Below are 16,175 nucleotides of genomic sequence, written 5' to 3' on the forward strand. Positions count from 1 at the left end.
CTTATGCAACTGGCGGTAAGGTATCGAGCGGCCATCTCGGTTGACCTTTGACCGCTAAGTCTTCCTGTTGCCCCGCCTTCAAACGCTGCAGTCCAGCGAAAGCAATCATAGCGCCGTTGTCAGTACAAAACTCACCACGCGGATAATAAACTCGGCCACCGATAGAGGTCATCATCTCGGCCAAGGTTTCCCGTAGGCGCGTGTTGGCACTCACGCCACCCGCGATCACTAAACGGTTATAGCCAGTTTGTTTTAACGCGCGGCGACATTTAATCGCGAGCGTATCAACGACCGCTTCTTCAAAGGCGCGGGCGATGTTCGCGCGAGTTTGCTCATCATCGGGCTCGGCGGCAATGGTATTGGCGGTGAAGGTTTTCAGGCCTGAGAAACTAAAATCAAGTCCGGGTCTGTCGGTCATTGGCCGCGGAAATTGATAACCTGCTGGCTCACCTTTGGCAGCCAGTTTTGCAAGCCGTGGACCGCCGGGATAATCCAGCCCCATCAACTTAGCCGTTTTATCGAAGGCTTCACCGGCGGCGTCATCCACCGACTCACCTAACACTTCATAAAGGCCGATACCATCAACCTTTACTAACATAGAGTGTCCACCAGACACTAACAGTGCCACAAAGGGAAACTCAGGCGCATCATCTTCCAGCATTGGCGCCAACAAATGCCCTTCCATATGATGCACACCGATGGCGGGTTTGTTCCAAGCAAAGGCAAGTGAGCGGCCAACACAAGCGCCCACTAATAAAGCACCGATAAGGCCTGGGCCTTTGGTGTAGGCAATACCATCTAAATCGGCAATTTCGGTATTGGCGTTTTTCAACGCTTGGCGGATCAGCGGGACAATTTTGCGCACATGGTCGCGGGAAGCCAGTTCAGGCACAACCCCACCATAATCCGCATGCAACTTAACCTGACTATATAAAGCATGGGAGAGCAATCCCAGCTTATCGTCATAGACGGCAATACCTGTCTCGTCACAAGATGTCTCAATACCTAGAACCCGCATGGTGCCTCATATCCAAATTACCAAAGGGCGCTAATTCTACCTGTATGATGACAATTACTCCAGTCGCCGATCATCATATTCCCCTAGCCAAACCCGCCACAAAGGATTAGGGCTTTACAAGCCTAGTTGTCTCGGTATAAAATTCCGCACCATTTTAAATACACTTGGTTCAAGCAATTGAACCACACAACCTACACCTAAGGGGTGATGGCGTATGCCAATTATTAAAGTACGTGAAAACGAACCATTCGACGTAGCTCTGCGTCGTTTCAAGCGCTCTTGTGAAAAAGCTGGTATTTTAGCTGACGTGCGTGCTCGTGAATTCTACGAGAAGCCAACTACTGCACGTAAGCGCGCTAAAGCAGCTGCAGTTAAACGTTTAGCTAAAAAGCTTTCTCGCGAAAACGCACGTCGCGTACGTTTATACTAATCTCTTATGAGCCTAATTGATCAGCTAAAAGACCATATGAAGCAGGCCATGATCGCCAAAGAGAAGGCGAGATTGAGCACTATTCGTATGGCACTTGCAGCCATCAAACAGATTGAAGTGGATACCCGCGAAACTCTGAATGATGAGCAGGTTATAGCTGTCTTAACCAAAATGGTGAAACAACGTCGCGATTCGATTGCTCAATATGAAGCAGCGGGTCGTAGCGACTTGGCCGCAGCAGAAGCAGAAGAGATTCAAGTTATTGAAACTTTCCTGCCGACTCCCCTCTCTGAGGCGGAAATTGCCGCGTTCATCGATGCCGCTATTGCTGAAATAGGCGCATCCTCCATGGCGGATATGGGCAAAGTAATGGGAGCATTAAAACCTAAGGTTCAAGGACGTGCAGACATGGGCGCTATCGGCGCTATGATCCGTGCAAAATTGCAATAATTAGCGTTTCAATGTATGAACAAGCCGTGCCTATGCGCGGCTTGTTTGTTTAAATTCGCGCAAGGCGAGATTTTAAGCACTCAATGGCAATACCTCGTGATTTTATCAATGAGCTAATCGCTCGCACCGACATTGTCGAACTTATCGACCGCAAGGTGCCCTTGAAAAAGGCGGGTAAAAACTACTCGGCCTGTTGTCCTTTTCATAGCGAAAAATCACCTTCGTTTACCGTTAGCCGCGATAAACAGTTTTATCATTGTTTTGGCTGCGGAGCCCACGGCAACGCCATCGATTTTGTGATGGAGTACGACAGACTCGACTTTGTCGATGCCATCGAAGATCTTGCCGGACAACTGGGCTTAGAAGTCCCAAGGGAACAAGGCTCGGGTAAACGCCAAGACGATGGCCTAAGCCGTGATCTATACCAATTAATGGAAGAAGCGAGTCGCTTTTTTCAAACTCAGTTAAGACAACACCAAGATAAACAAAAAGTCATCGACTACCTCGCCTATCGCGGATTATCCGATGATATTGTTGAGCATTTTGGGATTGGTTTTGCGCCCGACGGTTGGGATGGCTTATTAAGCCGCTACCGACACAGTCAAGATGCACAGGATAAACTCCTGACCGCAGGCATGCTGATCAGCAATGACAGCGGTAAAAGATACGACAGATTCCGTGACCGCCTGATGTTTCCTATTCGCGACCGCCGTGGTCGTGTGATTGGATTTGGTGGCAGAGTATTGGGAGATGGCACCCCCAAGTACTTGAATTCGCCAGAAACGCCCATATTTCATAAGGGCAATGAACTCTACGGCCTATACGAGCTAAAACAACGTCATCGCGATCCCGATAAGGTACTGATTGTCGAAGGCTATATGGACGTGGTCGCCCTCGCCCAATATGGCGTGGATTACGCGGTCGCCTCCCTAGGCACCTCGACGACAGCTGAACAATTCCAATTGTTGCTACGTAGTGCCAAGGAAGTGATTTGTTGTTATGACGGCGATAGAGCCGGTAATGAGGCCGCCTGGCGCGCCTTAGAAACCGCTTTACCCCTACTCAAACCTGGGGACAAAGTGCGTTTTATGTTTTTACCTCAATCAGAAGATCCAGATTCAATGGTTCGCAAGATTGGTAAAGACGCATTCGAGCAAATGATGGAAAGTGCCATCACGCTGCCCGAATTTTTGTTTGATACATTAGCGACGAAATTTGGTACCGATAAAGGTAACTTAGCCAAACAAGCCTTTGGCCTAATTGAAAAAATTCAAGATACTGTGCTGCAAAACCTGCTACTTGAGAACTTAGCTCACAAGTTAGGCATGAACAGCTCAGACGATATGAAGAAAAAACTGGGTTTTAGTGTCAAACAAACTAAGCCCGCAGCATCAACAGGACTTAAAGGACGCGGTACACCATTGCGACTTGCCATCGCCTTGTTAGTGCAGCATCCCGAGCTGGGAGTGGGATTATCCCCACAACCGGCATTAAACCATCTGCAAATGCCAGGCATCGACTTGCTGCCATTGCTGTTGGAATTAACACGAGAGCATAGGTTAAACAGCGCACAACTACTTGAGCAATTCAGAGACAGCCCCCACAGCGGGACGCTGCATAAATTAGCCCAATGGGACCATCAAGTGGCGGATGAAAACCTGCTCGAAAAGTTTAAACAGACCCTGGTTTGGTTGAACAATCAATATATTGAACAACGATATCAGGAATTGAGTCTAAAACAGACCCATACTAAGGAAGAGAAGATCCAGCTGCAGAAGCTGATCTCAGTCATGAAAGGACTAAACTGAGGCAAAAATGTCCTCAATCAGTATCCCAGTGACTAGCACAGGTAAGTGCACATGGCTATAATTGACGATTTGCGCGGCACTTAGCACAAGCTAACTGTCCGTCGTTGTAACAGTTTCCCAACTTGGATGATATCTATGGATCATACTCCGCAGTCGCAACTCAAGCTGTTGCTTGCCAAAGGTAAAGAGCAAGGTTACTTAACCTATGCAGAAGTGAACGATCACTTACCTGCAGACATGGTCGATTCTGACCAGATCGAAGATATTATCCAGATGATAAATGACATGGGTATTCGGGTGTTCGAAGAAGCACCAGATGCCGATGACATGATGATGTCGGAAGACAACACAGACGAAGATGCAGCGGAAGAAGCCGCAGCCGCCCTTGCCACAGTAGAAAGTGAGCTAGGCCGCACCACAGACCCAGTGCGTATGTACATGCGCGAAATGGGTACCGTTGAACTGCTGACCCGTGAAGGCGAAATCGTTATCGCCAAACGCATCGAAGAAGGCATCAACACAGTTCAAAGCTCTGTCGCCGAATACCCACAAGCGATCGCCATGATCCTTGAGCAGTACGACCAGTACGAAGCCGACGAACTGCGCCTGTCTGATATTATCTCTGGATTTGTTAACCCGGACGAAGAAGACCTAGGCCCAACAGCGACTCATATCGGTTCTGAATTATCGGAAGAAGATCTCGATGATGAAGATGACGATGAAGACGACGAAGACGAAGACGGTGATGGCGACGGTGATGACGATGGCAACAAGGGTCCCGATCCTGAAGAAGCGCGTGAACGCTTTAGCCAATTAAGAACCGCCTACGAAAACGCGCTTAAGATCATCGATGCCAAGGGTCGTGAACACCCAGAATCGATTCAAGCACTGTTTGAAATCGGCGAGATTTTCAAAGAGTTCCGCCTCGTACCTAAGCAATTCGACCGCTTAGTGAAAAGCATGCGCTCTATGATGGACCGCGTGCGCGTTCAAGAGCGTCTACTGATGAAGCTCTGTGTCGAACAAGCCAAAATGCCGAAGAAGAACTTCGTTAAATTCTTCACCGGTAACGAAACCAATCTTGATTGGTTCGATGCAGAAAAGAACTCAACCAAGCCTTATGCCGAAGGCTTAAGAATGGTTGAAGAAGACGTTCAGCGTTGCCGTAGCAAGCTGGCCGCCATCGAAGAAGAAACCGGCTTAGTGATTGCCGCCATTAAAGACATCAACCGTCGTATGTCAATCGGTGAAGCCAAGGCTCGCCGTGCGAAGAAAGAAATGGTTGAGGCAAACTTACGTCTGGTAATTTCTATCGCTAAGAAATACACCAACCGTGGTCTGCAATTCTTGGATCTTATCCAAGAAGGTAACATCGGTCTGATGAAGGCTGTAGATAAGTTCGAATACCGTCGTGGTTACAAGTTCTCGACCTATGCGACTTGGTGGATCCGTCAGGCAATCACCCGCTCAATCGCGGACCAAGCCCGTACGATCCGTATTCCAGTACATATGATCGAAACGATCAACAAGCTGAACCGTATCTCTCGCCAAATGCTGCAGGAAATGGGTCGTGAACCGTCTCCCGAAGAACTGGCAGAGCGTATGATGATGCCGGAAGATAAGATCCGTAAGGTACTGAAAATCGCTAAAGAACCTATCTCCATGGAAACCCCAATCGGTGACGATGAAGATTCGCATTTAGGTGATTTTATCGAGGATACCACCCTCGAATTACCACTGGACAGCGCCACCAGCGAAAGCCTGAAGAGCGCCACCCATGAGGTATTAGCAGGCTTAACGGCCCGTGAAGCGAAAGTACTGCGTATGCGTTTTGGTATCGACATGAATACCGACCACACGTTGGAAGAAGTGGGTAAACAATTTGACGTAACCCGTGAGCGTATCCGTCAAATCGAGGCGAAAGCCCTGCGTAAACTGCGCCACCCTTCACGTTCGGAAATCTTAAAGTCGTTCTTAGACGAATAGTCAACCGAAGCTTCGATTCTAAGCCCCGCCTAGCGGGGCTTTTTATTGCCCCCATTAACATCCCCTAAAATCCCTGCTGGATATCTATCGTAAAGCTCTCTTTCAAAATCAAATGGTTAAAAATCACTTCCCCACTCGGACGATATGAAATCCCTAAGCAAAAACCACAGTTGATTAACAGATAACCACTTGAATCAATTCGGTGAATTTCATCAAAAAACACGGGTGACAAGCGCAAACAAGCTTAGTATACTGCCACTCGCTTTAGGTAATGACGATTGCCTTTAGTCGGCCCCTTAGCTCAGTTGGTTAGAGCACACGACTCATAATCGTTAGGTCCACGGTTCAAGTCCGTGAGGGGCCACCAATTCTGATAAGGCGTAGCAGGTTAGTACTTGCTACGCCTTTTTCATATCCATGCCTTATAATTTATGTAATGAGCGACTTAGTGTTTAAACCCACAATATAAAATATCAATACGTAAACTCTTCAAGTAACAACTAACTTGTAAAAATATAAAAATGAAAAAATACCCTTAATAATGCTATCTATTGGTGCATTATTTATGTCTGGTTTCGGGTTGTACTGTACGAGTGGAAGATTTAACAATAGGAAGTACTAAAAACTTTGACTTAAATTCAAGCCAGTTAGTAAAAGATGAAAGAGTTACCATAGAACACTCATATCCTGAATTCATTCACTGGCTGACACTCAAAATATTGAGACTGCAATGGACAAAGTTATTGAAACCAACAAGTGTGCAATTAGACGCCTATCTGATCTAGTTTCCACACAGCTTAACCATTCATTTTTAATCGGTTCTATTGGCTTTAGAGTTGAAGGTGGCCTAATTATTGATAAGACCCGCCAAGGTTGTCTAATGAACTAATAGCAATTAATTGAATAACTCCTTCAATAAATTCATATACAACTAAAGTACTCATCAAATAGCAAAAACTTCAATTCATTTATTAGTTACCAATCTTCTATAGTATGATGCTGTAACTATAGTGAGTTTACAGTTCTACTTTGGTAACGAAAAGTCTCGTATAGCCACATTTCAAGCAATTATATGTACAATAGTGTTTCAAAGTATCATTCGTAATACCTTTTTTGCTCATTGGAACATCCCTTATATGTCCACAAGTAGTAACCCAGACAAGCTCTCAACCACTCCTAGAAAACAATTTCGTCACGACATTAATGGCTTACGTGCTTGGGCTGTAGTCGCTGTAGTACTTTATCATTTTGGTGTACCAGGTTTTTCAGGTGGTTTTGTTGGGGTAGATATATTTTTTGTAATATCCGGTTTTTTGATGACCTCAATCATAATCAAAGGATTGGAACAAGGTAATTTTTCGTTATGGGAGTTTTATTTAGCAAGAGCCCGACGAATTATTCCAGCATTGCTAGTGCTATGTGTTAGTTTATTAATTCTAGGCTGGTTCTGGTTACCATCGCTTGATTACAAAACACTAGGCACTCATGCGGTGACAGCACTAGTTTTCGTATCTAATATAAAGTACTGGCGTGAAGCGGGGTATTTTGATGCTGCATCACATGAAAAATGGCTATTACATACTTGGTCTTTATCAGTTGAATGGCAGTTTTATATCTTACTACCGCTAGCTTTATTATCGTTGTGGAACTGGTTTGGACGACGTTGTATCAAAATAACTTTGGTCATATCGGCCATTGTGTCATTGGTGCTGTCAATTTATATCAGCATCCGATGGCCTGAAGCTGCTTTTTATTTATTGCCAACTCGAGCATGGGAAATGTTAGCTGGAGGTTTGATATGGTGGATAACACGAACCAAATCAATACCTCTTCGATGGGCAAAATTAACCGAAAAACTCGGTTTTGTCCTGATAGTAACGGCTATTGGATTGTTTGATCCTACTATGCAATGGCCAGGTTATCTTGCACTAATACCTGTCACAGGAGCTATGCTCGTTCTAGCAGCCAATAACTCAAACTCTTGGCTGACTATAAATCCTATAGCACAATACTTAGGGAACAGCTCTTATTCAACTTATCTATGGCACTGGCCAATAGTTGTCATATTGAGCTATGCAGGTAATTCCACTAACCCTATTTGGATAATAATCGGAGTTTGCTTTAGTGTGTTATTAGGTGAACTATCACTTAGACTAGTGGAAAATCCAACTAGGAAAAGCTTAACAAAACTACTATTACCAAAGCAGAGCCAAGTTATTGGTTTTACAGTAGTAATTGCTATATTGATGGCATTAAGTGTTCGTTATCAACAAATCGAGTGGAGACTTAATTCAGCTATCGAATTAGCTATTAATGAATCATACAATTTTAATCCTTCAAGGGATAAATGCCTCCTTAGTTTAGGCAAGGGAATTGACTCGCCCCTTTGCCAATTTGGCAATGGTACAACAAAAGTAATTGTAATGGGGGATAGCCATGCTAACGCAGTGGTAAGTGCGGTTCAATATGCTACCGGTTCTGCAGTAGAGCTGACTTACTCTGGTTGCCAAACTGTATTAGGAATGTTCAAGAAGAATGCGCCAACAATAAACATGAGTGACTGTAACAATTTTAACTTAAAAGCAATATCGCAAGTTAATACCGAGTTCTCTTCCTCCCCCATTGTTATTGTTAACAGATTCACAATGCCAATACTTGGGCAAAACGAAAAAAATGAGAGTTTCTCGGGAAAGCCCAGTGTATTCTTTGATATCAATTATGACAAACCAAACGATAGGCTTAATAAGCAATATGCAGACTCTTTGATAAAAACGGTGTGCTCAATTGAAAATCCTAAACGGATTTATCTAGTTAGACCAATCCCTGAAATGGGAGTTAATGTCCCTAAAGTAATGGCACGAACTATGATGTTTGGTAAGGCTGAACCAAATGTCTCAATATCTCTAGAGGAATATCATCTACGCCATGCGGTGGTGTGGGCAGCCCAAGATGAAGCCGCTCGTCAGTGTGGAATTCAGATTCTAAATCCACTCCCCTATTTGTGCCATGATGGATATTGCAGAGGAAGTAAAGATGGCCGACCTATCTACTATGATGATGACCATTTGAGTGAGTTTGGTAACAAACTGCTAATACCAATGTTCAGCCAAATATTAAAATAATTGCCACCTGGAAGTTATACCCAAGCAAGAATAACTAATAATTTGTAAAATGGATGATTTAGACATAATTAGATGGATAGATTTGTTATTTCGAAGGGACGAGGCATCTTGCTCTTGTTGAATTAAAAAATGGGGTCATTACCCTAAATCAACCATAAATTGAATAAACATATGGGCGGAAATTGTCTTTGAAGTTACTCTCAAAAACTATTTTTCCGATAATGCATCAGGGTTTATTCGGAGTCCAGCTTGGCAAGATTTTATGATATATTCAAGATTAAGAATATTCATTATCACTTGCAGTTAAAACCGTCTAGCATGAAGTATACCGACATCATTACTACAGAATACTATGAGCTTGGTGATTTAGCGTATTGAGTGAGTAGCTAATTAAATAATCTCTATTAACTGCTTCTCAAAACAAAATTAAATATAAAATAAGCGCCTAACTCAAATCTAAGCGCTCGTTTTATTTATCCCTAGTCTAGATGCTAAGTCTTCAGCTTGCCTAACTGCTGATGCTGCTGTTTCACCAGTTCGGCGAGGACTACACTGCTTTGCTGCGCTTCACCCGCAAGGCGCGCCAGTTCCGAGGCCGAATCGGAAATGCCGGTGATATTACGGTTAACTTCTTCAGTGACCGCGCTTTGTTCCTCCGCTGCGGCGGCAATATGCGTCACCTGAGAAGAGATTTCTTCTATCTGACTGACCATAGAGTTAAGCGAGGTGAGCGCTTGCTCGGTTTGCGACACGGCCATTTGCGCACGCTCAGCACCTTTATCAATAATGCCAGAGGCACTATTCACTTCTTGCTGCAGGGCATCAATTAGCACACTGATATCATCGGTCGAACTTTGGGTTTTAGAGGCAAGCGCCCTCACCTCATCGGCCACCACGGCAAATCCCCGCCCTTGTTCGCCGGCCCGCGCCGCCTCAATCGCGGCGTTTAACGCCAGCAAGTTGGTTTGCGCGGCAATAGAGCTAATCACCTCGAGAATACGGCTGATATTGGTGCTACTTTCAGCCACTTTGCTCACGGCCACTTTCGCCTGTATCGACTCCTGCGACATTGTGGTTACGTATTCCATGGCCTTAGTCAGGCTCTCTTCGCTGAGACGTACATTACGGGACATGGCTTCGGTTTCCGCAGCCGTTTGCTCAGAGGCTTTCGCCACTTCAAGCGCCGTGGCACTCATCTCATTGACCGCGGTTACCACGCTCTCGATTTCGCCATACTGACGATGGACACTATCGCGGGTCAATTCCGCAATTTGCGCCGAGGAGAGACTTTCCTCCTGAGTGCGTCCCGCGAGCGTTTTTAACTCGGAGATTAAGTCTTTTAACTTATGGATAAAGGAGTTAAAGCCTTTACCCAGTGCAATCAGTTCCGCATGGGCATCGACCACAATGGATTGGGTTAAATCACCATCGGCACTGGCCAAGTGTTCCACACGGCCTTGGATCATCCTCAGCGGCGCAATAATGCTGCGGATCACTATGCTGATGGTAACCACGGCAAGAATAGACACGGCTAAACCGACCATCAACAAGATGCTGCCAAGGGATGTGGCCATTTCATCCATTTTGTCGTTCAACTCAATGGAGCTCTTAAAGGCTTGAGCTTTAGGGACTTGGATGGCCAATGACCATTCCGCTTTCGCCAGTGGGATTTTTATCGGATAGGCCACGATAATCTCATCATCGCTCGCCATGTAACCGCCATTTTTATGTAACGCGACTATCTGTGACGCAAGTTTAGGGTCGATAGATTCGCTCAGAGGACGCGCTTTTTTGCTGTAATGGCTCGCGGCAACCACTAAACCACGGGTACTGAGTAGGGTCACTTTAGCTTGGCCGCCATAGAGGCTCTTGGAGAGCTTATCAATCAGCGCTTGAAACACGGGCAAGTTCACGTCGACGCCCACCACCCCGATGAACTGTTTATGTTTCACCACTGGGACGGTTAAGGATGTCATCAAGGCCGTATTACCAGGGCTAATTTCATATAGATAAGGCTCCATTAAACAAGGCTTTAAGGTTTCCTTAGCACAGAGGTACCATTCGGCTTCACGGATCCCAAACTCGTTTAAGGTCGTCACATATTTTTCAGCTGAGTCATCTACTTGATTATGCTCGACCGTACCATCATCGTTGCGAGTGTAATACACCTCCAATGCCCCCGATGATGCGACGCTGTGGCTAACCTCAACATTTAAAAATTCACTGTCGAGCCCGTCGTAACCATTAGGCTCAAACTGCGCATACATGGAGGATATCTGGTTGTTTTTCTTTAATACCGCCGCCACGGCAAGCTCTAAGCGGTCACGCTTTAATGGCAGTTCTTCCGCCGTGCTCTCTAACATGCCGGAAAAGGAAAACGGGATCCGATAGGCTTCATTGATAAAGCCCGCCACCATCTCGCCATATTCGCCCGCACGGGCTTCGAGTTTGTCACGGGTTTCCGTTTGTAGTGTCTCTTGAACCTGATTAGACAGCTCTGTGTTTTGGTCTGAAAGGGTCCACCAGAGGCTGATGGAAAGAATGGCAACAATTGAGAGGAATAAGGCGGAAGTGATCCACAACAACTTAGTACTGATGGACAAATGCTTCATCGAGTAAACTCCAAAAGATAGAAGGTCAAGAGCCTAATTATTTTGATCTAGTTAATTTTTATTTTTGCTTCTCAGTTTAAAAAATAGCACTCAGTCACGAGATTACCAGCCTTTAAGATAGTGAATTGTTAAGCGTAAGTAAAACTTTTAACTGACTCCTTTTCGGCAAATCGTGGAATTATTTCGGTTATCTGAGAGTTTGATATTTATCGTGAAACGACATGCTCTGACATGACTCAACTCACAATAAGCGCCGCGAGTTGAGCACTATTTTTTTACAAAAATTAATTCCAGATTAAAAATGCCCATTTCATTTGTAACAAAGTCTATTCTGTAGCGTTGTGGCATTGGTTTGCACAGACTATCGCCTTATACTCTTGGCCTCTAACACAAAACAACAATAACGGAAGCAAGCTTTATGACTCTTGGTACCAATCAGGTAAGCAAGACACATTCGTTTATGACTGTGTCACTTATCGAATTATGGGAACGTTTTGGTTATTACGGCATGCAGGCGCTGATCGTGTACTTTATGGTGCAGCGTCTTGGCTTTGATGACTCCCGTGCAAACTTAGTTTGGAGTGCCTGTGCGGCGCTGATTTACGTGTCGCCGGCCATCGGTGGTTGGGTTGGGGATAAAATTCTCGGCACCAAACGCACTATGCTGCTCGGTGCGGGGATTTTGTCGGTAGGTTATGCATTGATGACAGTGCCGACCGAAAACACTTGGTTTATGTTTTCCGCACTTGGGGTGATTGTGGTTGGTAACGGCCTATTTAAACCCAATGCGGGTAACTTAGTCCGTAAGATTTACGAAGGTGACGATTCTAAAATCGATAGCGCCTTTACCATCTACTACATGGCGGTAAACGTAGGTTCGACCTTCTCTATGCTGTTAACACCTTGGATTAAGGATTATGTTAACGCGCAATACGGTAACGAATTTGGCTGGCATGCCGCCTTTGCCGTGTGCTGTGTGGGCTTAATCGTCGGCTTAGGTAACTATGCCCTGATGCACAAGAGCCTCGCTAACTATGGTTCAGAGCCAGATACTCGCCCAGTCAATAAGAAGAACTTGGCTATTGTTTTAGTATTAGCGGCGCTTTCCGTCGTGGCTTCAGCCATTATTCTTGAATATGAAGATGTTGCCCGAGTATTCGTGTATGCCGCGGGTGTGGCGGTATTAGGGATTTTCTTCCACTTAATTCGTACCAGTGAGCCAAGTGAGCGTGCCGGCCTTATCGCGGCGCTAATCCTCACAGTGCAGACGGTATTCTTCTTTATCTTCTATCAACAAATGTCGACCTCACTGGCCCTATTTGCGCTGCGTAACGTCGATTGGGATTTCCAAGTTTTTGGTACCCATTTATGGACTTGGTCTCCTGCACAGTTCCAAGCATTGAACCCAATCTGGATCATGGTGTTAAGCCCTGTGTTGGCTTGGAGTTATTCATGGGCAGGTCGCAACAATAAAGACTTTTCGATTGCCGCTAAGTTCGCCTTAGGTTTTGCGGTTGTCGCGATTGGCTTCTTTATCTACGGTTTTGCAGGCCAATTTGCCGTTGAGGGTAAAACCTCTTCTTGGGTGATGATTTGGGGTTATGCCTCTTACTCACTCGGTGAACTGCTGGTGAGTGGTCTTGGTTTAGCCATGATCGCCCGCTACGTACCGGCTCGCATGGGCGGCTTTATGATGGGTGCCTATTTCGTGGCATCGGGTATTTCCCAGTACTTGGGCGGCGTTGTAGCTAACTTTGCCAGCGTGCCACAGGACTTAGTCGATCCACTGCAAACTCTCCCAGTCTATACCAATCTATTCAATAAATTAGGTATTGCGGCCGTGGTATGTACTTTTATCGCCTTAGCCGTATTACCGCTGATGCGCCGCTTGACCGAAAGTCATCATGCCCATAACAGTATTGAAGATAACGCGGCGGCCTCACTGCGTGATGTGAAAGCCGAGCAATAATCCTTCACTCACATAAGCCATATGTGAGCGATAAAAACTGCCGACAAGAATCGCTTGCGGCAGTTTTTTTATACCTTTAGGTTACTGCTCATCACCAAACAATCTGAACTTTCAGTGCCGACTTTTCATACATCGGCTTGGGATAAGGCTTTCACCCCTGTTTGCAAAACTAAGATGTTCGGTTCCAATTTTAACTCAGTGTTAAGCTCAAGCCTTGAGCTTGTTTATCATTGATACGTCACCATATCCTAGGGTAAGACTCCATCAGCACTGACAGAACAATCGCTTTAGCACCCACCACATTCATCCGTGGGAGGCCAAATAAAGCCGCTGCCACAGAGCTGACTCACGCAAAGAGGCGCTTAATTTATGGCTACATCATCCACATCAACCTCATCCGCCGCCCCATCGCAGGCAGTGCCCGCGGCTAAATCTCCCCTGGCGGATATACCCTTTTCACTGTTAGAGCTTGCCCCGGTTCGCCATGGCGCCAGCATCGGAGACACGCTACGCGCCAGCCTGCAATACGCTAAGGTTGCCGATGACTTAGGCTTTAATCGTTTCTGGTTTGCCGAGCACCACAATATGCCCGGTATCGCCAGCGCCGCAACATCGGTATTAATTGGCTATATTGCCGAGAATACTAAACGCATTCGCGTCGGCGCGGGCGGGATTATGCTGCCCAACCATGCGCCCCTAGTGGTTGCAGAGCAGTTTGGTACACTCGAAAGTCTTTATCCTGGACGTATCGATTTAGGGCTTGGCCGCGCGCCAGGGAGCGATCAAATCACCAGCCGCGCCCTTAACCGCGATATGAGCCGCGCGGAGCAATTTCCCGCCGAGGTGAACGAGTTACAAACCTTACTCGGCGACTACAATGGCCATCATCCTGTTAGAGCGATTCCCGGCGAAGGCACCCATGTGCCGATTTGGCTACTTGGTTCGAGCCTGTTTAGCGCCCAGCTTGCGGCGCAGCGTGGCTTACCCTATGTCTTTGCAGGGCATTTTGCGCCAAGATTCCTCTACGATGCGATTGAGATTTACCGCCGCGACTTTAAGCCATCTGAGGTGTTGGATAAGCCCTATGTTATGCTTGGCCTGCCGCTAATCGCTGCCGAGACGGACGCCGAAGCCGAATACCTGAGTACCACCTCCAAGCAACGGGTACTTGCGCTGATCCGTGGCGAAGCGCTGTGGTTAAAACCGCCCGTAGAGAGCATGGACAGGCTGTGGAGCGAGCAGGAAAAAAACTATGTCGATAACTTCTTAGGCTTATCCGTCACAGGTGGCCCCACCAGCATCAAGCACCGCTTAGAGATGATAGTGAAAGAGCTGGGTGTCGATGAGTTTATCTTTACCAACGATTTGTATGATCAGGACAAACGTGAGCGTGCACTGCAAATCCTGATGGAGATAAAAGGCTCTTAAGCGTTAAACCACGCATAAAAAATCCCGCCTAAGCGGGATTTTTTATGGCTATTAACCTTTTAACACGGCATCGAAGCAGGCTTTAAGAATCCCCAGCCCCGCACCGAGCTGCTCGTCTGGCACTGTCAATGGCACCAAAATACGCAGCACGTTTCCGTAGGTACCGCAGGAAAGGAGGATCAATCCTCGGTTTCTGGCCTCGGCTAAGATTTGGGCACAGTACTGAGGCGCGGGTTTACCATCCTCCATCAACTCAATGGCGATCATCGCCCCTAGACCACGCACATCGGCGATTTGAGGATGTTCAACCTGCATAGTATTTAGCGCCGACTTAATGCGCTCGCCAATTGCATTGGCACGTTCAAGCAGCTTTTCCTCTTCAAACACCTCGAGTACGGCGAGCGCCGCCGCACAGGCCAGCGGATTACCGCCGTAGGTGCCACCAAGGCCACCGGGACCGATGGCATCCATGACTTCAGCTTTACCCGTAATACCTGAAAGAGGGAAACCACCGGCAATGGATTTAGCAAAGGTGGTGATATCGGCGCTCACACCCATTTGCTCCATGGCGAAGAAGGTCCCGGTACGACCCGCACCCGTTTGCACTTCATCGGCGATCAACATAATACCTTCACGGTCGCAAAGCGCGCGTAAACGCTGCATAAAGGCTGGCGATGCCGCATAGAATCCACCTTCACCCTGCACAGGCTCGAGGATGATGGCCGCAATATCGCTCGGCTCGGCATCATTTTTAAAGATACGTTCGATAGAGGCCATCGCATCATCATCTGACACGCCGTGCAGCGCACAGGGGAACTCGGCGCGGAACACATTAGCCGACATTAATCCCATACCTTTACTGTAAGGCGCGACCTTTCCCGTTAATGCCAGCGCCGCCATAGTGCGACCATGGTAACCCGAGGTAAAGGCAATCACGCCCGCCCGCTTAGTGTATGCCCGAGCCACTTTAACCGCGTTTTCAACCGCCTCTGAGCCGCTGGTGAATAAGGCCGTCTTCTTGGCAAAATCCCCCGGCACTAACTGATTCAGTTTTTCACAGACTTGAATATAACTTTCATAGCCAAGCACCATAAAACAGGTGTGGGAGAAGTCCTCAAGCTGCGCCGCAACGGCCGCCTTCACCTTAGGATGTAAATGCCCTGTGTTGAGCACAGCAATACCCCCCGCAAAATCGATAAACTCTCGACCTTCAACATCCCACACGGTCGCGTTTTCGGCGCGAGCAGTAAAAACAGGATGAATTTGACCAACACCGCCTGCGACTGCGGCTTGGCGACGTGCCATCAATGAATCATTGGTTGTGCTCATTTAGTATTCCTTGCTCGCGTGCC

At 46.7% G+C, this 16,175-nt stretch carries 10 protein-coding genes and 1 tRNA gene; 8 read left to right on the forward strand and 3 right to left on the reverse strand.

Annotated features, from left to right (window positions below; translation table 11 throughout):
• Nucleotide 1: 1 nt before the first annotated feature.
• Nucleotides 2-1,018: a tRNA (adenosine(37)-N6)-threonylcarbamoyltransferase complex transferase subunit TsaD gene (gene tsaD / locus CBX96_RS02030; protein WP_011623654.1), complete on the reverse strand. Its 1,017-nt coding sequence runs from the start codon at nucleotides 1,016-1,018 to the stop codon at nucleotides 2-4.
• 214 nt (nucleotides 1,019-1,232) lie between these two features.
• Between tsaD and rpsU the strand changes: the two genes are divergently transcribed.
• The 6 genes from rpsU to CBX96_RS02065 all read left to right on the forward strand — a co-directional run bounded on the left by rpsU (nucleotide 1,233) and on the right by CBX96_RS02065 (nucleotide 8,814).
• Nucleotides 1,233-1,448 (forward strand): 30S ribosomal protein S21, encoded by a 216-nt coding sequence (rpsU, locus tag CBX96_RS02035; protein ID WP_006080725.1) that lies wholly within the window; start codon nucleotides 1,233-1,235, stop codon nucleotides 1,446-1,448.
• 6 nt (nucleotides 1,449-1,454) lie between these two features.
• Nucleotides 1,455-1,898, forward strand: a complete 444-nt coding sequence (locus tag CBX96_RS02040) for a GatB/YqeY domain-containing protein (protein WP_109285525.1) — start codon at nucleotides 1,455-1,457, stop codon at nucleotides 1,896-1,898.
• An 83-nt stretch (nucleotides 1,899-1,981) separates the two neighbouring features.
• Nucleotides 1,982-3,706: a DNA primase gene (gene dnaG, locus CBX96_RS02045; protein WP_109285526.1), complete on the forward strand. Its 1,725-nt coding sequence runs from the start codon at nucleotides 1,982-1,984 to the stop codon at nucleotides 3,704-3,706.
• 135 nt (nucleotides 3,707-3,841) lie between these two features.
• A complete protein-coding gene (gene rpoD / locus CBX96_RS02050) occupies nucleotides 3,842-5,692 on the forward strand; it encodes an RNA polymerase sigma factor RpoD (RefSeq protein ID WP_089067238.1) in 1,851 nt (616 codons plus the stop codon).
• Between the two features lie 290 nt (nucleotides 5,693-5,982).
• Nucleotides 5,983-6,059: transfer RNA gene (locus CBX96_RS02055), tRNA-Ile, on the forward strand.
• A 769-nt stretch (nucleotides 6,060-6,828) separates the two neighbouring features.
• Nucleotides 6,829-8,814, forward strand: coding sequence for an acyltransferase family protein (locus tag CBX96_RS02065; protein WP_109285527.1), 1,986 nt, complete (start codon nucleotides 6,829-6,831; stop codon nucleotides 8,812-8,814).
• Nucleotides 8,815-9,305: 491 nt separating this feature from the next.
• On the opposite strand, the gene CBX96_RS02070 is transcribed toward CBX96_RS02065, so the two are convergent.
• Nucleotides 9,306-11,426, reverse strand: a complete 2,121-nt coding sequence (locus CBX96_RS02070; RefSeq protein WP_109285528.1) for a methyl-accepting chemotaxis protein — start codon at nucleotides 11,424-11,426, stop codon at nucleotides 9,306-9,308.
• 418 nt (nucleotides 11,427-11,844) lie between these two features.
• Between CBX96_RS02070 and CBX96_RS02075 the strand changes: the two genes are divergently transcribed.
• Nucleotides 11,845-13,395 (forward strand): peptide MFS transporter, encoded by a 1,551-nt coding sequence (locus tag CBX96_RS02075; RefSeq protein WP_011717927.1) that lies wholly within the window; start codon nucleotides 11,845-11,847, stop codon nucleotides 13,393-13,395.
• Nucleotides 13,396-13,764: 369 nt separating this feature from the next.
• A complete protein-coding gene (locus tag CBX96_RS02080; protein ID WP_258293916.1) occupies nucleotides 13,765-14,823 on the forward strand; it encodes an LLM class flavin-dependent oxidoreductase in 1,059 nt (352 codons plus the stop codon).
• 51 nt (nucleotides 14,824-14,874) lie between these two features.
• Here the strand turns inward: CBX96_RS02080 and gabT are convergent, their stop codons facing one another.
• The gene (gene gabT / locus CBX96_RS02085) at nucleotides 14,875-16,152 is read right to left on the reverse strand and encodes a 4-aminobutyrate--2-oxoglutarate transaminase (RefSeq protein WP_011623661.1); all 1,278 of its coding nucleotides are present in this window, start codon (nucleotides 16,150-16,152) and stop codon (nucleotides 14,875-14,877) included.
• Nucleotides 16,153-16,175 lie beyond the last annotated feature (23 nt).

Origin of the sequence: Shewanella sp. BC20, from assembly GCF_003129585.1 — a bacterium.
In the GTDB taxonomy this organism is placed as follows: domain Bacteria; phylum Pseudomonadota; class Gammaproteobacteria; order Enterobacterales; family Shewanellaceae; genus Shewanella; species Shewanella seohaensis.